General features: G+C 46.7%; 19 protein-coding genes. 11 read left to right on the top strand and 8 right to left on the bottom strand.

The features are described from left to right. Positions 1-74: 74 nt before the first annotated feature. Complete coding sequence (locus C9I89_RS00840; protein ID WP_107281448.1) at positions 75-2078, bottom strand: methyl-accepting chemotaxis protein; 2004 nt, start codon at positions 2076-2078, stop codon at positions 75-77. A gap of 367 nt (positions 2079-2445) precedes the next feature. Between C9I89_RS00840 and hinT the strand changes: the two genes are divergently transcribed. The 8 genes from hinT to C9I89_RS00800 all read left to right on the top strand — a co-directional run bounded on the left by hinT (position 2446) and on the right by C9I89_RS00800 (position 9496). Then, entirely contained in the window at positions 2446-2796 is a 351-nt protein-coding gene (gene hinT / locus C9I89_RS00835; protein WP_107281833.1) for a purine nucleoside phosphoramidase, read from the top strand. Between the two features lie 89 nt (positions 2797-2885). Continuing rightward, positions 2886-4286: a COG3014 family protein gene (locus tag C9I89_RS00830; RefSeq protein WP_245905373.1), complete on the top strand. Its 1401-nt coding sequence runs from the start codon at positions 2886-2888 to the stop codon at positions 4284-4286. Further along, complete coding sequence (locus tag C9I89_RS00825) at positions 4286-4672, top strand: YcfL family putative periplasmic lipoprotein (protein WP_107281447.1); 387 nt, start codon at positions 4286-4288, stop codon at positions 4670-4672. The genes C9I89_RS00830 and C9I89_RS00825 overlap by 1 nt, the downstream gene beginning before the upstream one ends. Before the next feature lie 22 nt (positions 4673-4694). Continuing rightward, complete coding sequence (gene lpoB, locus C9I89_RS00820) at positions 4695-5288, top strand: penicillin-binding protein activator LpoB (protein ID WP_107281446.1); 594 nt, start codon at positions 4695-4697, stop codon at positions 5286-5288. Between the two features lie 101 nt (positions 5289-5389). Next, the gene (locus C9I89_RS00815) at positions 5390-6232 is read left to right on the top strand and encodes a phosphotransferase (RefSeq protein WP_107281445.1); all 843 of its coding nucleotides are present in this window, start codon (positions 5390-5392) and stop codon (positions 6230-6232) included. Positions 6233-6339: 107 nt separating this feature from the next. After that, positions 6340-7191, top strand: coding sequence for a DUF6279 family lipoprotein (locus C9I89_RS00810; RefSeq protein ID WP_245905372.1), 852 nt, complete (start codon positions 6340-6342; stop codon positions 7189-7191). A gap of 265 nt (positions 7192-7456) precedes the next feature. Next, positions 7457-7999, top strand: a complete 543-nt coding sequence (gene ycfP / locus C9I89_RS00805; protein ID WP_107281444.1) for an alpha/beta hydrolase YcfP — start codon at positions 7457-7459, stop codon at positions 7997-7999. Between the two features lie 207 nt (positions 8000-8206). Next, positions 8207-9496: an NAD(P)/FAD-dependent oxidoreductase gene (locus C9I89_RS00800; RefSeq protein WP_107281443.1), complete on the top strand. Its 1290-nt coding sequence runs from the start codon at positions 8207-8209 to the stop codon at positions 9494-9496. A gap of 113 nt (positions 9497-9609) precedes the next feature. Here C9I89_RS00800 and bamJ read toward each other — a convergent pair whose 3' ends face one another. The 6 genes from bamJ to C9I89_RS22375 form a co-directional block, all read right to left on the bottom strand. Continuing rightward, positions 9610-10032 carry a BamJ family beta-barrel-assembly machinery protein gene (bamJ, locus tag C9I89_RS00795; RefSeq protein ID WP_245905386.1) on the bottom strand — a complete coding sequence of 141 codons (423 nt, stop codon included), beginning with the start codon at positions 10030-10032 and terminating at the stop codon, positions 9610-9612. Positions 10033-10121: 89 nt separating this feature from the next. Then, the gene (locus C9I89_RS00790) at positions 10122-10673 is read right to left on the bottom strand and encodes a GNAT family N-acetyltransferase (RefSeq protein WP_107281830.1); all 552 of its coding nucleotides are present in this window, start codon (positions 10671-10673) and stop codon (positions 10122-10124) included. A 521-nt stretch (positions 10674-11194) separates the two neighbouring features. Beyond that, the gene (locus C9I89_RS00785) at positions 11195-12043 is read right to left on the bottom strand and encodes a peptidoglycan binding protein CsiV (RefSeq protein ID WP_107281441.1); all 849 of its coding nucleotides are present in this window, start codon (positions 12041-12043) and stop codon (positions 11195-11197) included. Between the two features lie 83 nt (positions 12044-12126). Further along, positions 12127-15582 carry a transcription-repair coupling factor gene (gene mfd / locus C9I89_RS00780; RefSeq protein ID WP_107281440.1) on the bottom strand — a complete coding sequence of 1152 codons (3456 nt, stop codon included), beginning with the start codon at positions 15580-15582 and terminating at the stop codon, positions 12127-12129. A 9-nt stretch (positions 15583-15591) separates the two neighbouring features. Then, positions 15592-16161 carry a PilZ domain-containing protein gene (locus C9I89_RS00775; RefSeq protein WP_107281439.1) on the bottom strand — a complete coding sequence of 190 codons (570 nt, stop codon included), beginning with the start codon at positions 16159-16161 and terminating at the stop codon, positions 15592-15594. 39 nt (positions 16162-16200) lie between these two features. Beyond that, positions 16201-16356: a hypothetical protein gene (locus C9I89_RS22375; protein WP_170107591.1), complete on the bottom strand. Its 156-nt coding sequence runs from the start codon at positions 16354-16356 to the stop codon at positions 16201-16203. Here C9I89_RS22375 and lolC point away from each other — a divergent pair. From lolC to lolE, 3 genes are read left to right on the top strand one after another with little or no spacing between them, the layout of a single operon-like run. After that, positions 16348-17580, top strand: coding sequence for a lipoprotein-releasing ABC transporter permease subunit LolC (lolC, locus tag C9I89_RS00770; protein ID WP_107281438.1), 1233 nt, complete (start codon positions 16348-16350; stop codon positions 17578-17580). The two genes, C9I89_RS22375 and lolC, sit on opposite strands and share 9 nt — an antisense overlap. Then, a complete protein-coding gene (gene lolD / locus C9I89_RS00765) occupies positions 17573-18262 on the top strand; it encodes a lipoprotein-releasing ABC transporter ATP-binding protein LolD (protein WP_107281437.1) in 690 nt (229 codons plus the stop codon). The genes lolC and lolD overlap by 8 nt, the downstream gene beginning before the upstream one ends. Continuing rightward, positions 18262-19506, top strand: a complete 1245-nt coding sequence (gene lolE / locus C9I89_RS00760; protein ID WP_107281436.1) for a lipoprotein-releasing ABC transporter permease subunit LolE — start codon at positions 18262-18264, stop codon at positions 19504-19506. Before lolD ends, lolE begins: the two co-directional genes overlap by 1 nt. A 198-nt stretch (positions 19507-19704) precedes the next feature. Here lolE and C9I89_RS00755 read toward each other — a convergent pair whose 3' ends face one another. Continuing rightward, complete coding sequence (locus tag C9I89_RS00755; RefSeq protein ID WP_107281435.1) at positions 19705-20214, bottom strand: DUF2062 domain-containing protein; 510 nt, start codon at positions 20212-20214, stop codon at positions 19705-19707. Positions 20215-20219 lie beyond the last annotated feature (5 nt).

Raw genomic sequence — 20219 nt, 5'->3', positions numbered from 1 at the left:
GGTGAGGGGATGGACCTCTGTGCGCCTTTGCTTTACTTAGGGCCTAGAACTTGCTCTTTCTAGGCTCTTGCCCCCTACAACTTAAAGCGATGCACCAATGTATTTTGCTGGTTAGCCAGTTCATCCAGTTTTGTGCTGGCTTCGGCGACTTCTTCCATTGAACTGAAGTTTGCATCAGCAATATGACTGATATCTTCCAGACTGCGCGCAATGGAGCCTGTGGTGCTTTGCTGCTCTTCTGCCGCTTGTGCAATCTGAGCGCTCATCTGGCTGATTTCGATAATGATGGCCTGAATTTCTTCCATCGCGCTGTTAGCATCAGAAGCTTGCGAAATACTGTTTTCCATTTCGGTAACACAGCCTTGCATTACCGATACGGCCTGACCTGAACTGGACTGCAGACTCTGGATCATATTTTCGATTTCAGAGGTTGAGTCAGTGGTACGTTTAGCCAGTACCCGTACTTCATCGGCAACGACAGCGAATCCTCGGCCCTGATCACCGGCTCGTGCGGCTTCGATTGCCGCATTCAGTGCCAGCAAGTTAGTTTGATCTGCAATGTTGCGAATAACATCCAGTATAGAGCCAATGTTGCTGCTCATTTCCTGAAGCTGTGAAACAACGTTAACGGATTCGTCTAAGCGTTCAGAAAGCTGATGAGTCGTATTGATATTGCGGCTCATCACATCACGGCCTGTTGCTGATGCCTTCTCTACCTCATGGACCCTTTCCATGGTGTTTTGTGCGCTGTGCGAGACGTCGGTAACCGACTGTTCCATTTCTGTCATTGCCGTGGCCACAGACGCGGTTTGCTGGCGTTGTTCATTGAGGCGATGTTTGGCCTGGGTGGTGGTGGTCTGGTTTTCAGCCGCAACTGCGGTCAGATCTTCTGAAGCTTGGCTGAGTTTCCCCAGAATTTCTTGTAAATTATCAGCCAGGGTATTGATATGACGGCTTAACTTATCGAATTCAATAAAATTGTTATTGTCGATCCGCTGGGTCATGTCGCCATCAGTCAGGGCTTCCAGAGCTTTCAATGTTGATTCAAGCGGCTTGCGAACACTACCGGCGAGATACCAGCCAATAAAAATTGCAAGCAGGGTAACGCAGACCCCGATAAGTACAGCGTTCGTGTAACTCTGATCGTAAGCTGTGTTGGCCGTCTCAATTGCGGTATCCATTTGAGTGTTTGCCTGGGCTCTGAAGTTATCTAACAGTCCCATGGCCTGGTTAATTTCTGCGGCTAGGGTTGCAATATTGTCGTAAAGTCGATTTCTGGCGTCAATATATTCAAAGTGAAGGTCAAGTACGCCTCCTTTTTTACCGATATCCTGGGTATATTGTTCGACCGTTTTATCAAAAATCGTTTTCAAAGCCGGAAGGTGGGCAGACAGGCCGCGATAGCTTTGGCCAAGATGATTGACACTTTTTTTATTGGATTTAACTGCGGCGGTAATTTTGACAATATCGTCGGTGGCAAGGGCGTCAGAGGTGGCGGTTTCAGTTTGCTTCAGCTTTAGAAAATAACTTTTTGCCATCATTTTGACAGAAATATTATCTTGATCGTCAATGTACTCCTTCATGCGAACGCTAAGTTCGGTGTGAAGTTGCTGAAAACGACGTGTCGACTGCAGTCGTTCATCCTGCGCTAACAACTGGGCGCGGTAGTTGTTCATTGCGGTACGCGCTTCGGTGAAATAGCGTTCTTCTAAAGCGAGCAGGTTGCTAAGGTGTGCGCTGAGTTCCGGATTACTTTCGGCTGCTTTTACCAATTGATCACGCGCATCGGCAAAGGCTTCATGAGCTTGGGTGAAATTGGCCTCGTAGACTTTCATTCGGACAGGATCTTGACTGGTCAGAAAATCTTTAAATATTTTATCAGCAGCAAGAAGTCTGACACTGGCCTGGTTGGTTGTTGATACTAATGGGAGTGCAACTGCTGTTACAGATTCTAATTGCTGGTGAATGCGGCTTGTTCCATCAAGCATCAGAACGATTGCCGCAGCCATAAGCCCGACCATCACCGCAAACCCGGCGTACATACGGCGTATGACAGAGGCTTGTCTCATTGTATTCATAATGTCCCTAAAAATAGCAAAAGGCGTGCAGCAGCAACATGCTCACGATCATAATGGTACTAAGCTTTGCTGTTGTTAATGGAGCCTTGCAAAGAGTGTGAGGTCTAAATTTCAAGCAGTAAATAAAGTTGCATAAAATTGACACTATTGACTCAATTGCTACTCCAACACCCTGTAGCGAAAGCTCGTTACAATGCTTAATGATAATTGAATTCATAGTGCACATACTTTGACGGCGGCATCAAAAAAAAACGTAATTTATGAATATTTCACTAGAATTAACGTTTAAAACGATGTTCAATATTGCTCTCTTAGACGGACTCAAGCATACTTTACATCAAAGGTAAAAATTGAAATGGAGCTTGATATGGCAGAAGAAACTATCTTCAGCAAAATTATTCGTAAGGAAATTCCTGCAGACGTATTGTACCAAGATGATCTGGTCACTGCGTTTCGCGATATTAACCCGCGTGCGCCAAGCCATATCTTAATTATCCCCAACAAACTGATCCCGACGGTGAATCAGATTGAAGCTGATGACGAAGTGATGATGGGGAGACTGTTTACCGTAGCGCGTAAGCTGGCAGAAAAAGAAGGCGTTGCTGAAAACGGTTATCGTTTAATTGTTAACTGTAACCCACATGGCGGCCAGGAAGTGTACCATGTTCATATGCATTTACTGGGTGGTCGCCCATTGGGTCCAATGTTAGTTGGTTAAACCGTCTCTTATCTTTGAGTAAGTGCTTGTTAAGTAAAGTCTGGGTATATTGAGATATTTTTTAATTACTCAGGCTTTTTCATAGGAAAGTGGTCATTAACTCGATACATAAACATGCTGTAGTTGCGCTACTCTCTCTAAATCTGCTGGCCTGTGCCAATTTATCCACCCAGAGTTTGTTTAGCCATTACAGCGCCGCGAATGCAGATGCTCATCAGGCCATGCAACAAGGCCTTTACACCGAAGCGGCAGAAGCATTACCCGATGCCCCTGCAGGCGATATTCTTGATGGCATGGAACGCGGCAGGGTTCATTTTGTTGCAGAACAATATCCATTTAGTTTTACCGCATTAAAGCATGCCGATATGGCGGTGAAAGAGCAGCAACGTCAGGCGACGATTCAGCTCTCTGAAGGAATTAACCAGGCTGGTGCCTTACTCACCAATGACAATATGATCACCTACCAGCCTGCCGATTATGAATTAGGTTTTTTGCACCTTTATTTGGCGCTTAACTACCTGCAACAGAAAAACCTTGAAGGGGCGCTGGTAGAGGTTCGTCGTGCAAATCAGGTCCAGGAAGCGGCCCGAAAACAGCGGGCGGCAGAACTGCTGCGGGCAGAAAAAGAAGTAAAGAGCAAAGGTATCAACGATAACATTGGTTCGGTGCTGGCTCGTTACCCTGATGCGGGTGAAAAATTAGGCGCAGTGCAGAATGGTTATCTGTTTTATCTGTCAGGGGTGTTGTATGAAGCCGATGGTGATCTGAATAATGCGTATATTGATTATAAGCGGGCTTTAGCAGTAGCCCCGGGCAATCTCTATATTGCCAATACAGTACTGCGAGTGGCGACCGTTATGAATATGACGGGTGACTTAAAAACCCTAGAAGCGCGTTACGGTAAGTATAACAAGCCTGCGCCGAATGAAGGCCGGGTCATTATTTTTGATGAGCAGGGGGTGGTTCAGGCTCGAGACGGTTGGCGCTTGCCGCTGTGGTTGTACGACAGTCGCGGTGATGGTGTGATTTATAACCTGGCATTGCCATATTACCCTACCGCAACAATGCCTCGTCTTACGCCGTTAAAACTGGAAAACAATACCGTGAAGGGGGCGCAGCTGGCTGATGTGAACGCCATGGCAAGGAATAGCCTGAATGAAGATCTACCTGTCATTGTGGTTCGACAGGCGCTGCGTGTATTAGCGAAAAATGAAGTTCGCAAAACCGCTGCGAGTAAAGGAAACGATGTAGGCAATATACTTGCAAACATTTTCAATACACTAACCGAACAGCCAGATACGCGTAGTTGGCAGTCTTTACCTGCCAGTGTTGATGTTTTCCATACCGATCTAGCTGCAGGCACGCATAGCTTGAGTTGGAATGGACAACAGTTAAATGTAGATATTAAAGCCGGACGAACCACAATGGTTTGGGTGTCTCGACAAGGAAACCAAGTCAGCTGGTGGTCGGCACTGTTAGGAGGAATCTAATGAGATATATCTCAGTATTGCTAGTTACATTATTTTTAGCGGCATGTACCACAACAACATCGGGGATCAGTATTGAAAGCAGTAACCAGAATGTGGTTATTGGTAATTCATCGCTGGCAAGCCGTGTCGCGGTTGAAAGGGCCATTGTTGGTGACGTTAACGGTCTGATGAAAGCCGGTGTACCGGTAACCAGTCAGGTTAGCGATGATATGAAACTGCAATACCGTTTTTATTGGTATGATGCTCAAGGGTTAGAAGTGGATGGCAGTGATGCACCATGGCGGCAATTTGTACTTCATGGCAAGGATACAATGACGCTGCAAGCTGTTGCAAGAAGCCCGAAAGCGAAGCAATACCGTATTTATATTCGTCAAGCAAATTATTAATCACAACCCTTGAAGGTCTAAAATGAAAAAAAGCATTATTGCATTATTGAGCGTCGCTGTTTTATTGGGTGGTTGTGCGCAGAAAGTCAGCTATGGTGATGCCCAAGAGGCGGAAACGACAACCATTGAATTTGGTTCAACCGATCTGCAAAAAATTGCGGAAGAGATGACCGACAGCATGCTGGCTTCGGGCTCCGTTGCTTACATTACGGGAAACAACCAGCGTCCTATTATCGTGGTTGATGGTATTAAGAACAAAACCAGCGAGCATATTGATACCGAATCCATTACCGATTCTGTCAGTACCCGTCTGCTAAACTCTGGAAAATTTCGTTTTGTTGATATGACGCGTGTAGAAGCCGCTCGTAAGCAGTTGAACTTCCAGAATAACGATGAACTGGTTAACCAGAGCACTGCGATTCAGTTCGGTAAAATGGTCGGTGCGGAGTATATGCTTTATGGCAACCTTGCGAGCATTGTGAAGCAAGCGGGTAGTGATAAAGACGTTTACTACAAAATGACGATGCGTCTGATGGATCTGGAAACGGGTCTGATCGAATGGGCTGACGAAAGCGAGATCCGTAAGCAAGAAGCGAAAAGCCTTCTTGGCTGGTAATCGCCGTTAGCTGGGGATCTTATCGTTGTAATTAAGCAGCGAATAGCAATATGTTATACCAATCGGGATAATTGTTCCGATTGGTATTATTGAGGCACTAAGTGGAAATATTCGACCAATCTTTGCTTAGTGCGTTACATGACGTTGAGCTTATATCTGCCAGGCCGCTTTCCGGCGGCCTGACTAACCGTTGCTGGTTACTGAAAATCCGTAATGGTACTTCCGGTCAATACTCTTCTCTGGTCTGGCGACCGATAGCCGCCTCATCAAGCGCTTTTGGCGTCTCTCGGCATCATGAATATCGAGTTTTAGCACAAATTGCGCCCAGTGGAATCGCACCTAAGCCTGCTTACTTGCTGGAACATGGCTTGTTAGTGGAATGGATTGAAGGGGAAGAAGCCAGTAATGAATTATCAGATACGATTTTACTGAAGCTTCAGGCTGATATTCACACATTGCCAGTGCCTCACTGGCGGTTAGATGTACAGCAAAAAGCGGCACACTATTGGCAATTTATACCGCAACATTTTAAAACTCCTGAACTTATCTCAATTTTCCATCATTTCCAATACCGGCAACTCGAGACTAAGTTTGCAGATACTTGCTGTCATCATGATCTGGGGCGTTATAACATTATTCACACCGATAACGGACGTGATGTGGTGATCGATTGGGAATATGCTGCTGCGGGCGATCCTTCATTAGATTTAGCACTGACCATCAATGCTAATGGCCTTGAACCAAATGGGGCCGTAAAGATGTATTGTCAGCACCGTAGGATCAGCAATAACCAACCGTGGTTAGATGCTGTGGCTGACTGGCAACCTTGGTGTGACTATTTGGCCATGCTATGGTTCTTCGTCGGGGCTGATATCTGGCAAGAGCAAACGTATTTAGAGTCGGCTAATCAGCTGCAACAGAAACTGAGCTTTCTTCCTCGATAAACAATCGTTAATCCGCTGTTTTGATTTTTCTCATGTTCCGAGAAAACACAGGTCTACACTGATCTTGAGGTTGTCGGCTTTTAGCTAATAGCAGGAAGGTGGTTAAGGTGAAGCTCTCTGGTCGGATTAAACAACGGGTCTTTTGTTTACTGATTTCGGTGTTGTTGACCGGCTGTGTTATGCGTCTGGCTTATAACACATTAGACTTCTGGATCTCTTATTACCTGGCCGATTATGTCAGTCTCAATTCTAGTCAGGAAAGAGATTTTGAAGTCGACCTTGATAATGCACTGCTTATTCATCGTGATCGCGATCTTCCAAAATTACACCGTCTGATCTCTGAGTTGCAATCAGATCTGAAAAAGCCACTCACTTTCAGCCAGACCCGCGGTTATCATTTTAAACTTACCAAAGTAGGACAAGATTCAATAGGATTATTGGCGATACCTCTGGCGTCAATGATCCGTGATCTTAATGAAGATCAAATCGCTGAGCTCAACCGCAATATTGAAAAAAGTATAGAGGACGTGATCGCTGAAAGAGCAATACTGCCGACTAAACAAAAGATGGCCAAGCGAACGAGACAGCTGCAAGAGATATCACTGGACTGGATTGGCACGCTAACTTATAAGCAGAAGCAGCTATTACACGAACTGGCCGAATATCAAGTCGAAATGGAGCCGATATTCTTCTCTTTTTATCGCAGTTTCTTGCAGAACTGGCGAGGGTTGATGGAAAAACGCTTTGAGCCTGACTTTGACGAAAAGCTGAGTCAGATGTTGCAGAAGTTTGTTGCACTGGAGAATGAGCAGCTTCAGATCGATATTAATGTCTACCTTAATCGTCGCTTTGATGTCATGCGCCGGTTGAATAACAGTCTGAACGATAAACAACGTCGATATCTCGACCGGAAATTGTCTGGTATTCGTATCGATTTGGCGATTCTGATTCATCAATAAGGGTATATTTGTTCTTTTAAACTACATACCCAGGTTACCTCAAGATGCTGGATCACTCCCGAAGGGCGAGTTTTCCAGGCACTAATGTTGCGTTGCTGATTTTTGATGTAGAGCAACTATATCGACAAATCAGCGCCTGACCTTAGCGCCTGGAAATTCTCGCTGAAACGAGCACCTTGAGGTTACTTGGGTATAAAAAACATGTTAGATTAAATTCAGGCGCACATTTAGTGCCACGGACAATAAGAACGACAGGGGAGAAGAGATGATTATTTATCTACATGGCTTTGATTCCACAAGCCCGGGTAATCACGAAAAAGTATTACAGCTTCAGTTTATTGACCCCGATGTTCGTTTCGTTAACTACAGTACTTTGCATCCTAAACACGATATGCAACATATCCTCAAAGAAGTGCATAAGTTAAAGGAGCAGTCGGACGATCCCAATCCATTAATTTGCGGTGTCGGATTAGGCGGTTATTGGTCTGAACGTATTGGCTTCTTAAGCGGCATTCGACAGGTTATCTTTAACCCTAACCTCCATCCTGAAATCAATATGGAAGGACGGATCGACCGTCCGGAAGAATACGCCGACATTGGGACAAAATGTGTTACAGATTTTCGTAAAAAAAATGCGGGTAATTGCCTCTGTATCCTTTCAACTAATGACGAAGTATTAGATAATCGCCTTACAAGTGATGCATTGGATGATTACTATGAAATCATCTGGGATGAGACAGAAACACATAAATTTAAAAAGATCTCACAGCATCTAAAAACTATAAAATCCTTTAAAGAAACATTGTAGCGACCTCCTACCCTCCGCAGACGGAGCCGATCCGTCTGCATCGATACCAAATTGAACAGCGAACTTTGGTGTGGCTCGCACAGCCAGAGCATTGTTCTGTTTGGTATTAGTCAGCCAGCCAGAGCATTATCATCTGTAATTTAAGGATGAAGAACCGAGATAAGGCCCTGAGCAATAGAAAATTATTACAAATAAGAGGAAGTTATCATGACGCGAATTATCGTAGTCGGTGGCGGAGCGGGCGGTCTTGAGCTTGCGACAAAGTTAGGTCGTACCTTGGGTCGTAAACGCCGTGCAACTGTCACGCTTGTCGATCGTAAAGCTAGCCACCTGTGGAAGCCGCTTTTACACGAAGTCGCAACCGGATCGATGGATGCCGGGGTTGATGCTTTGAGCTATCGAGCCCATGCTAAAAACCACTCGTTTGAGTTTCAGATGGGGAGTTTGCAAGAGATTGATCGTGAGAATAAAACAATTAAGTTGGCCCCGCTTCATGACGAGCAGGGTGATCTCTTAATGCCAGAGCGTGAGCTGGAATACGATATTCTGGTCATGGCGATTGGTTCGACGTCAAATGATTTTAATACACCAGGTGTTTGTGATCACTGCATATTCCTGGATAGCCCAGAGCAGGCTCATCGTTTCCGTACCGAGATGAATAACCAGTTCCTGAAATTGCATGCTAATAAAGATCAGAAGACGGTTGATATAGCCATCGTTGGCGCAGGCGCGACAGGCGTAGAATTGTCGGCTGAATTGCACAATGCTGTCAAAGAGTTGCGTACTTATGGTTTCGGTGATCTTGATAGCTCACGCTTGAATGTGAACCTGGTTGAAGCGGGTGAACGTATTCTCCCGGCATTGCCACCACGTATCTCGTCTGCCGCTCATAGCGAGCTGACTAAGCTGGGTGTTAATGTCCGTACTGCGACCATGGTGACAAAAGCCGATGAAACCGGCCTGACCACCAAAGATGGCGAGCATATTGCCGCGCAAATAATGGTTTGGGCTGCAGGTATTAAAGCGCCTGACTTTATTAAAGATATTGCTGGGCTGGAAACCAACCGTATTAACCAGTTAGTGGTTAAGCCTACGTTGCAGACAACACGTGACGACGACATCTATGTTATCGGCGATCTTGCCTGTTGTGCCCAGGACGATGGAAGTTTTGTACCACCTCGCGCCCAGGCTGCTCACCAAATGGCAAGTCGTTGTTTCTCTAATATTGTCGCGAAAATGACGGACCGCGATCAGAAGCCTTATGTATACAGTGATCATGGGTCTCTGGTATCACTGAGTCGTTTCTCTACCGTTGGCAGTCTGATGGGGAATTTGACCAAAGGTTCAATGATGGTTGAGGGGCGGATTGCCCGTATCGTTTACATTTCCCTGTACCGGATGCACCTGGTTGCGTTGCATGGTGTATTTAAAACGGGTTTGATGATGCTGGTTGGTCGTATCAACCGTGTATTACGTCCGAACCTGAAACTACACTAATTCAGGTTTAAAAGCTTAATAAAAAAACCGCCTTCTTTGGCGGTTTTTTACTTAGACTTATCGATACTCGATACTCGATACTCGATACTCGATACTCGATACTAGTCGGTTAACTAATTAATGCCGATTAACTCAACATCAAAAATCAGTACTGAACCTGGTGGAATACCGCCAGTTGCCCGGTTGCCATACGCCAGCGCTGCCGGAATAAACAAGCGTGTTTTTTCACCTTCAACCATGAGCTGCAGCCCCTCGGTCCAGCCTTTAATCACCTGGTTCAGACCGAAAGCAATAGTCTCTCCTCGCTCTACCGAGCTGTCGAAAACCGTGCCGTCAATCAGCGTACCGTGGTAATGCACTGTGACTTTATCGGATGCTTTCGGATGCACAGTACCTGTACCTTCCTGTAACACTAAATACTGCAGGCCTGATGCGGTCGTTTTGACCCCTTCAGTATGCTTATTATCTTCCAGAAATTGCTGACCAATTTTGATGTTTTCATCAGCGGCCTGATTATTGTTTTTCGAGTATTGCATGAAGAGAATGACTAAGCCAATAATGGCAACGGCGACAATAATTTTAAACACGGTAAGTCCCTGAGTAGTAAAAATTAAACACATTTACTTTAGCATAGGTCTTCCGGGATCAAAGAATAAACCAGCCCATTGCATACCTGGCCATGGGCAAATATACGGTTTCTTGCTTCGCATTCAAATTTTGCATGGCAGGCGAGGGCGGTATTCTGGCTAGCAATATTGTCGGTATGAGTCACAATCTCAAGTCGCGTCAGATCCAGCGCCTGAAAAGCAAAGTTGGCGACAGCTATCGTCGCTTCCTTGGCGAGTCCCTGTTGATGGTGAGACGAGCGGATCCAATACCCTAAGTTAGCGCTATTACACATCGGAAACAGGGTACTGAGCGTTACGCTGCCAATAAGGGTATCGTCATGGCGGCTGAAGAGGGCTAACTCATAGCTTATATCTGTCTGCCAGCTGAGCCTGCTGGATGTGATCCACTCATGGGCATCATGCTGGTTGTAGTCCGGGTAGCACCATTCCAACCAAGGAGAGAGTTGCTCTGCGGATTCCTGAACTGCTGCGAAATATTCCAGCAGATCGACAGTTTTATAGGGCCTAAGTATCAGGCGAGGAGTCGTTAGAGAGAAATCCAGTTTCATAAGCTCAGAGTAGATCCGCATTCAGGTTAGAGCAAAGTAACGGTTTTTCTATGTGATTTGAATAAACAGACATCTCACAATGTGAATAAAGTTCTATTTCGTTGAAGCAAGGGTAGTTTGATGCAACACCATCTTTCCGAGTTTAAAGCGATGAGCAAAGACCTCTGATTGGCAATGACAGCATTGATATTTTGACCAATGTTTTTTTGTGATAAATTTTTCGACAAAAGTGCGGTGTATTTGAATGAACTGTGTAGAGGCAGCACAAGCCGGGCATATTCTATTAAACAACACTATTAACTACCTCTTTATGGCTTCAGTAATAATGTGACCATGCTGGCATGTGTGAGCTGTTGAGGATAAGGGATAATACAGATTTGATCTGAGATGTGGAATGAAATCACGCTTTCGATTCTGCTATTTCATTCTGTTTATTCTGGCTTGGAAATGAAACTCAAATGTTAGTGTTAATTATAATAAAAAAACCCTCGCAATTGCGAGGGCCAGTAGCAGTAGGAACGCTATTCGCCGACACGACGTACCTGGATGATCATCCCCATCAGAGGGTGATCCAGATAGTGGGTTTCACCGCTGCGCATACGCTGTTGCTGAGATAAGCGGTAAGATTTAAGAAACTCTTCCACTTCAACTTTTTTCTTCACTTCCTGCAGGTGGCCAACCTGCACGTTAGTCTCTGTTTCAGTTTCGATACTATCGCTTTCAAGTGGTTCAGTCCCTACGATCACTTCACGGCGACCGGGCTCACGCAGATCAAGGTTTACATCAGCAAAGAGGTAATGCTGGACATAGACCTGAATGCTACCATCCAGCTGATACAGTGGCGCTTCACTGTCGGCAGCATCGGTGGCTAAATCAGTATCCGCCCCCTCCTGACCGATTGTGATGGTAATATCAGATCCCAGTTCAGGATCATGAGTACTGTCTGGCGCTGATAACTGACGGCGGCGTAATTCAGCTTTCGATGTACCGTCAGCTAAATAACGGTCAGAAAAATCTTTGCCTGAAACCAGGTGGAACTTAGGTGCGGCCCCTTTCCCCTCATCGCCCTGGCGCCATGCCACATGTGCCAGCGGGGTAAAGCCCGCGTGATTCTGCAGTTTTTGATACTGATTCGTCAGCTGATACTGGTCCGGTGAAAGCGGGGTAACCCCCTTGGCGGCCAGACTGTCGGTATTGCCAAACGTCATCGTTCCGCGCATATCAAGAGGTTTTAGCTGATCCGGCCAGGATTCACTGACTTGATCCGGATTGATATTACGCTTAAACAGAATGATTTCCACATCGAACTGTCTTGCTGCAAATGTCGGCCAGCTCACGGCTAAAAGCAGTATATAAACCAGTTTTTTCAAGATAAGACTCCGCACTGTTGTGCAATATAGCAATCTGGGATTAAGTAACCAAAGCTCTGGTTACTTAATGCAATTGGTATTGATTATAAAGTGTTTTCTGCCAGCTTTGTTAAAAGTCCGTCAACAAATTTAATTCTGTCTTTACGATCAGCCATAGGCGCCATGACCTTGAGTTTAGTCGGGCCTTCCATGCGATAATACTGTGGCTGTGATTGTAACATATTGACTAAGAACCCCGGATTGATTGAGGCATTTTGGCTAAATTCAAAGTAGCCGCCTTTTTCACCGGCTTCAATGCGGCGAACACCAATTCCTGCCGCTTTCAGCTTGATCTTATTAATAGTGAGCAGGTTGGTAGTTGCATCCGGTAGTAAACCAAAGCGGTCAATCAGCTCGACTTTCAGCTCATTTAAGCCGTTTTCGTTATTGGCACTGGCAATACGCTTATAAAGTGATAAACGGGTGTTGATGTCCGGGATATAGTCATCTGGTAACAATGCCGGTAATCGCAGTTCGACTTCTGTCTGCTCGCGCAGTAGATCATCCAGAGAGGGCTCTTTACCTTCTTTGAGAGCTTCGACAGCCTGTTCCAGCATTTCCATGAACAGGGTAAAGCCGACTGATTGGATCTGGCCGCTTTGTTCATCCCCTAACAATTCTCCGGCACCACGAATTTCAAGGTCGTGGGTGGCAAGAGTAAAGCCTGCCCCTAGCTCTTCCAGCGAGGCAATGGCTTCCAGTCGTTTCACCGCATCCTTGGTCATCCGTTTCGGGTGCGGTGTCAGCAAGTAGGCGTAAGCCTGATGGTGCGAACGGCCAACACGTCCTCGAAGCTGGTGTAGCTGTGCTAGGCCAAGGTGATCAGCGCGGTTGATAATGATGGTATTGGCCGTCGGAACATCGATACCGGTTTCTATGATAGTGGTGCACACGAGGACGTTGAAACGCTGATGGTAGAAGTCTCCCATGATCTTTTCCAGTTCGCGTTCGCGCATCTGGCCGTGGGCTAAGGTCACTCGCGCTTCGGGAATGAGCTTTGCCAGCTCTTCAGCGGTTTTTTCTATCGTATCGACTTCGTTGTGAAGGAAATAAACCTGACCGCCACGCATGATTTCACGCAGTACCGCTTCACGCACAATAGCTTCTTCAGTTTCTCTGACAAAGGTTTTAATGGCTAAACGACGCGCTGGTGGCGTTGCGATGATCGATAAATCTCGCATGCCGCTCATTGCCATATTCAGGGTACGAGGGATCGGGGTTGCTGTTAAGGTCAGAATATCGATATCGGCACGAATGGCCTTGATTTTCTCCTTCTGGCGGACCCCAAAACGGTGCTCTTCATCGACGACTAACAGGCCCAGATCGTAATAGTTGACTGATGCATTCAGCAGCTTATGGGTACCGATCAGGATGTCGATTTTGCCTTCAGCCACATCAGCCAGAATTTGCTTCTGCTCTTTTGCTGTTTTGAAACGCGAAAGTACTTCGACACGAACCGGTGTATTGGCAAAACGGTCGCGGAAATTTTCAAAATGTTGCTGGGCCAGCAGAGTGGTTGGAACTAACACGGTCACTTGCTTGTTGTTGTCGATTGCAACAAATGCCGCACGCATGGCTACTTCGGTTTTACCAAAACCAACATCACCACATACCAGACGATCCATCGCTTTAGCCTGACACATATCTGACAGTACGGCGTTGATCGCCAGGGCCTGATCATGGGTTTCTTCAAATGGGAAACCGGTGCAGAAATCGGCATAGCTTTCACGATTCAGCTTGAACTTAAAGCCAGGTTTCAGTTCTCGTTTGGCATAAACATCTAATAGTTCTGCTGCCACATCACGTACTTTTTCTGCCGCTTTCTTACGCGCTTTGACCCAGGCTTCACCGCCTAGTTTATGGATCGGTGCATTGTCATCAGCGCCACCAGAGTATCGGCTGATCAAATGCAGCGATGCAACAGGTACATAGAGCTTGGCGCCACCCTGGTATTCAAGAGTGACATACTCAGTTTTTATGCCGCCCGCTTCCAGTGTCTGTAAGCCCTGATAACGACCAATACCATGATTAATATGCACGACGGGCTGGCCGATCTGCAATTCTGCCAAATTGCGAATAATAATATCGGCATTGACGCTCTTCTTCTCTTCCCGGCGTCGGCGCTGGATTACCCGTTCGCCTAGCAGATCGCTTTCGCAGATAAAGGCCAGCGACGGTGTTTCAAGAATGAAGCCTTGTTCTGCCGCACCGATCACTAAGGTAAACTTGGATTGTGCGTTAATGGCATCTTCCAGGCTGGTGCATACCATTGGACGCAGCTTAATGCGCGTCAGCAGATCGAGTAAGGCTTCGCGGCGGCCTTCAGATGCGACCGAGAAAATAATTTTGCCATCAAACTGCTCAGAGAAGCGGCGCAGCTCTGCCAGAGGCTCTTTCAGCTGGTGGTTGATGGTAAGTGCGGGAACGGGTTTCAGGCTCGGGTTATAACGACCAGCCTTTTCCGGTTCTTTGTCCTGGCGAATACGAACTTGAGGCAACCCTTTAAAGCCGATGAACATTTCATCTTTGGTCAACCACAATTCACGGGGTGCTAATAGTGGACGTAGCGGATCAACGCAGCGCTGATCATAGCGGTATTCTGCATCCGCGAGGAAATGATCAACCGAGGTTTCCAGATCGCCTAACGTGACTAGCAGCGTGGGCTCCGGCAGGTAATCAAACAGGGTCTCTGTCTGGTCAAAAAACAGTGGCTGCCAGTATTCGATACCCGCCGGCCAGGTACGTTTACTGACTTGCTGATAAATCGACTCGGGCTCACGTCGCGCCTCAAAGCGTTCACGCCAGCGCATACGGAAGCTCTCGACGGCAATGTCATTGGTTGGAAATTCATGTGCAGGCAGCAGGTTGATATTGTCGATTTCACCAATTGAACGCTGGTTTTCCGGATCAAACTGACGAATAGAATCGACTTCATCATCAAAAAAGTCGATCCGGTAGGGGTGATTGCTGCCCATTGGAAACAGGTCGAGTAATGAGCCCCGGCTCGCGTATTCACCGTGCTCCATCACTTGATCGACGTGACGGTAGCCGGATGCTTCAAGTTGTAGGCGAAGTTTATCGAGGGACAGGCGATCACCATTGCTGACCATTAAGGCATGCTGGTGAATAAATTCACGCGGCGTTAAGCGCTGCAATAAGGTACTGATAGGAACCAGAATAATGCCCGTTTCCTGAGTAGGTAGCTTATAAAGACGCGCCAAACGGTCAGAAATAATATCCTGATGCGGTGAAAAATTATCGTACGGCAAGGTTTCCCAATCGGGGAACACACTCACTTCAACATCGGTAAACTGACAGACTTCTGGTTGCAGACGCAGTGCGGTTTGAGTGTCAGGAACAACAACCAGTACCGGGCCCTGGTGTGTATGCGCCAGTTCCGCGACAGACAGGGCCAGGGCGGCGCCTGATAAGTTACCAATGAAACGGTTATCCCCTTTTTTACTCGGTAAGGGAAGAGAGAGTATAGATAATGATTTCATGAGACTTAATTATGCATCTGTTCGCTGTTGGGCGCGTTGGCGCAGAAGTTTTTGTTGAATATTCAGTGCAGCACGGATCAGCAGATCCCGATCTTCTTCCTGTAACCGATTATAGCGCAGCGTCACTTCAAATTTGTCATCTTTGGCTTCACAGTTGCTCACCTCGGCATAGCAGTAGATGGCTGCGGGAGGATGGTCTAAAAATAGCTTAACGCGAACAGAGTTGCCGACAATAAAAGGCGTACCTGAGAGGTAGGTGAGTTTACTGGCTCCAAAAGTTTCGGTGGTATACCGAATAGCAGGATCATCCTGTTGAGATAACACAAAAGAGAGTAACAAGTTGATTTTACTGTTTTGTGCAGCGAGATACGCTAATAAGGCTTTACTCTCATCTTTGCCAAATCCCGCGAGAGATCGATCTGCGCTCTCTTCCAGGCCACTGCACTCACTGGCGACACGAAACAGAGGCGGGATTTCCTTAATAAAATCAAGCTCATCGGGCAAGTGTTCGTCACCGCCGAGTGGCTCGACATTGATGGTTAGCCCGGTATTGACTGAAAAATACTCATCCTGATTCATGTCGCACTCATAATTAATTAACTATTATTCGATTATCACTTAGGTATCGCGTTCGAGCAAGTAAACGGAACTGACCGTATAGATTTTACTCACTGTTTTTGCATTACTTTTGCGCCACTGAATGGTAATCACTGCCTGCAACAGGTATTCTTGCTTTAATCCCCATAAGGACGATTTCTCAATTCTATGTTTCATCCAGTATCTTTTTTTATCGGTCTGCGTTATCTGCGAGGTCGTTCCGGTGACCGTTTCAGCCGTTTTGTCTCTTATATGTCAACGGCAGGCATTACTATTGGCGTATTAGCGCTGGTAACCGTACTGTCTGTCATGAATGGTTTCGAACAACAATTGAAGGAGCGCATTTTGGGGGTGTTGCCGCAGGCAGTGATCTCCCAACCCGTTTCTCAAACTGAGTCGCCAACCGATCACCGAATGATAATTTCGAGTACGCCTCCGCCGTCACTGGAACAACTGCCTCATGTGACACGCGTTACCCCGATCACCCGAGGTGAGGCAGTGTTGCAAAGTGCCTCATCATTAGCCGCCGGAAGCCTTATGGGGATTGCCCCGGAATTTTATGAGCCCGTCGCATTTAATATGACACGGGGTAAGTTAGAGAACCTGACACCAGGCAGCTACCGGGTCGTGATCGGTCAGGCATTAGCTGTTCAACTGGGTGTCAAGGTCGGTGACAAGGTTCGCCTGATGGTAACCAGTGCCAGTCAGTATACGCCATTAGGGCGGATTCCCAGCCAACGCAATTTTCAGGTGGAAGGGATATTTAATACCGGTTCCGATGTCGATAAGCAACTGATCCTGACTAATATTACCGATGCCGGAAAACTCCTTAGGTTTAAAGCGGATCAGATGTCAGGCTGGCGGCTGTTTTTAGATGATCCCTTTGCTGTGACTGAGCTGGCAAAAATGACGATGCCGAATGATTGGGTATGGTCTGACTGGCGAGAGCAGCGTGGTGAGTTGTTTCAGGCGGTAAAAATGGAAAAGAACATGATGGGCTTAATGCTGGGCCTGATTATCGGTGTCGCCGCCTTTAATATTATCTCCGCTTTGATCATGGTGGTAATGGAAAAACAAGCCGAGGTCGCCATCTTAAAAACTCAAGGTATGACGAATCGCCAGATACTGGCGGTGTTTATGGTTCAGGGGGCAAGCAGCGGTGTTATCGGTGCGATTAGCGGCGGCCTGCTAGGTACGATATTGGCACTCAACCTCAATTCCGTTCTGTCTGTACTGGGAGTGCAACTGTTGATGGTCGGAGGCTCACTGCCTGTGGTCGTTGAACCTGTACAAGTTATCCTTGTTATTCTGGGCGCTATCTTTCTGAGTTTATTAGCAACTATTTTTCCTTCTTATCGTGCGGCATCTGTTTGTCCTGCGGAGGCACTGCGTTATGAGTAATTCGTTATTAGTTTGTCATGGTTTGCGTAAAGTGTACCGTGAAGCCCAGCTTGAAACCGAAGTATTGAAAGGCGTCGGTTTTGCTATTGATGCCGGTGAATTGGTCGCGATTGTTGGTTCATCGGGTTCTGGTAAAAGTACCTTATTACACCTGCTTGGTGCATTAGATGAACCGACCGGGGGGGATGTGTTTTTCAAAGGCCAGAAGCTGAATGCGATGAATGCCAATAAACAGGCCAAGATCCGTAATCAGGAACTTGGTTTTGTTTACCAGTTTCACCATCTGCTGTCTGATTTCAGCGCAATGGAAAATGTTGCGATGCCTCTTTTGATCGCCGGTATTGCAACTGATAAGGCAGAAGCGAAAGCCAAAGATATTCTTAATTTGGTCGGCTTGAGCCACCGTTATGAACACCGGCCCTCTGAATTAAGTGGCGGGGAGCGTCAGCGAGTGGCTTTTGCCCGTGCGTTAGTTAATAACCCATCGGTCGTGCTGGCCGATGAACCGACCGGTAACCTGGACCATAAAACGGCATTAGAGATTTACGATCTGATGCGTAAGCTCAATAAAGAGTCGGGGACGGCTTTTCTGGTGGTTACTCATGATAACGAATTAGCCGCTAAGCTTGATCGCTGCATGCACATGCAAGATGGTGAGTTAGTTCAGGTAGAGGTAGCCTGATGTTCCGACCGTTATCGCTTTATATCGGCAGCCGTTTTAGCCGTGCCAAACAACGAAATAGACTGGTGTCGTTTATTTCGATCTCTTCCACCTTGGGTATCGCAGTTGGCGTCGCAGTGATCATCATCGGATTATCTGCGATGAACGGTTTTGAGCGTGAGCTGCAAAATCGGGTGCTGGCGGTGATCCCTCATGGCGAGCTGGAAGCGGTGGAACCGCCTTTTACTGAATGGCAATCAGTACTGGAAACCGTCAGGCTGCACCCTAGAGTGACGGGGGCGGCACCGTATATTTCGTTTACGGCTCTATTAGAAAAAGGCAGCAACTTAAAAGCCGTGGAAGTACGGGGGGTGGATCCGCAGTCTGAGATACAGATCAGCGCTTTACCTCAATATGTGAAAGATAATGCCTGGCAGCAGCTTTCAGCGGGAAAAAAACAGATCATTATTGGTCAGGGTGTCGCGGATAAATTAGGTATCGATGTCGGCGATTGGATCACGGCGATGATCCCGAATTCTGATCCGGCACTGAAGCTTAAAGCACCGCATCGTATTCGGCTGCAAGTCGCAGGTTTGCTGGCCTTGGGCGGGCAGATTGATCATAATTTTGCGCTGGTTCCGTTAAACGATGCCCAGCAATATCTATCGATGGGCGAGGGTGTTTCCGGAATTTCGATCAATGTCGATAAAGTGCTGGATGCCCAATATATAGTGAAAGAAGTTGGCTTTACCTTACCCGTGTATGTCTATCTGAAAAGCTGGACACAAAAGTTTGGTTATCTTTATCGTGATATCCAGATGGTACGGACCATTATGTACCTGGTCATGGTGCTGGTGATTGGTGTTGCCTGCTTTAATATTGTATCGACCCTGATGATGGCGGTGAAAGATCGTGCCCCGGATATCGCCATTTTACGCACGATGGGCGCAAGCGATGGTTTAGTGAAATCGATTTTTATCTGGCATGGTATTTTATCTGGTGTTGTAGGAAGCCTGATTGGTTCGGCGATAGGTTCACTTGTCGCGGTAAACCTGACTCGCCTGATACAAGGTTTAGAAGGTCTTATTGGCCATCAATTTCTGTCAGGTGATATCTATTTTGTCGATTTTTTACCGACCGAGCTGGCGATTCAGGATGTTGCCATTGTCACCATGACGGCCATTGCCTTAAGTTTACTGGCAACCTGGTATCCGGCCAGACGAGCCAGTGCATTGCATCCTGCGCAGGTGTTGAGTGCTAAATAGCGGCGACTGTCGGAAATAAACCTAAAAACGGAGCCTCTGGCTCCGTTTTTTGTGAAAGGGAGATATGTGAGTAGTGCCAAGATAATGGTGAATACGTGTTGAATGTTGAAAATATTGTCGTTAATTCACTCTCACTTCAAGTTCAGGAGTTCTGAAGCGTTTGCTGTATATGGTTATATAAGACAAGTATTTATACTATTAGCGGGATTTACGCTTGTTCCAGCTTCGAACGACAGAGTAGCGCCATAGGCCTCGGATACCAAAGTAGCCCAACAGCGCGAACAGCATACTGCTGACAAAGCAGCCTAACAGGAAAGGAGGACCGATTTGGCTCATTTGGTGCAGTAGAAATTCCCAGGACAGTTCAAAGTGAAAAGGCTGATGGGGCGTATTCATCAACCAGGCTCCCACTTTATAGGCACCATAGAAAAGTACGGGCATGGTTATTGGGTTACTGACCCAAACCAAGGCGACAGACAAAGGCAGGTTCACACCGAGTAGAACGGCCAGCCCTGCGGCCATGATCATTTGACTGGGCAGAGGAACAAATGCCATAAACAGACCGACAGCAAAGGCCCCCGATGCCGAACGGCGGTTCAGGCACCACAAATTGGGGTTATACAGTACATTGCCAAATATCTTCAGGGCTTTCTGACGTTTTATAAGCTCATGGCTTGGCAAGAAACGTTTAATTAATAGTCTTGGCATCGTTA

Origin of the sequence: Photobacterium lipolyticum (assembly GCF_003026475.1) — a bacterium.
Classification (GTDB): domain Bacteria; phylum Pseudomonadota; class Gammaproteobacteria; order Enterobacterales; family Vibrionaceae; genus Photobacterium; species Photobacterium lipolyticum.
This window is presented reverse-complemented; position numbering and strand designations above follow the sequence as displayed.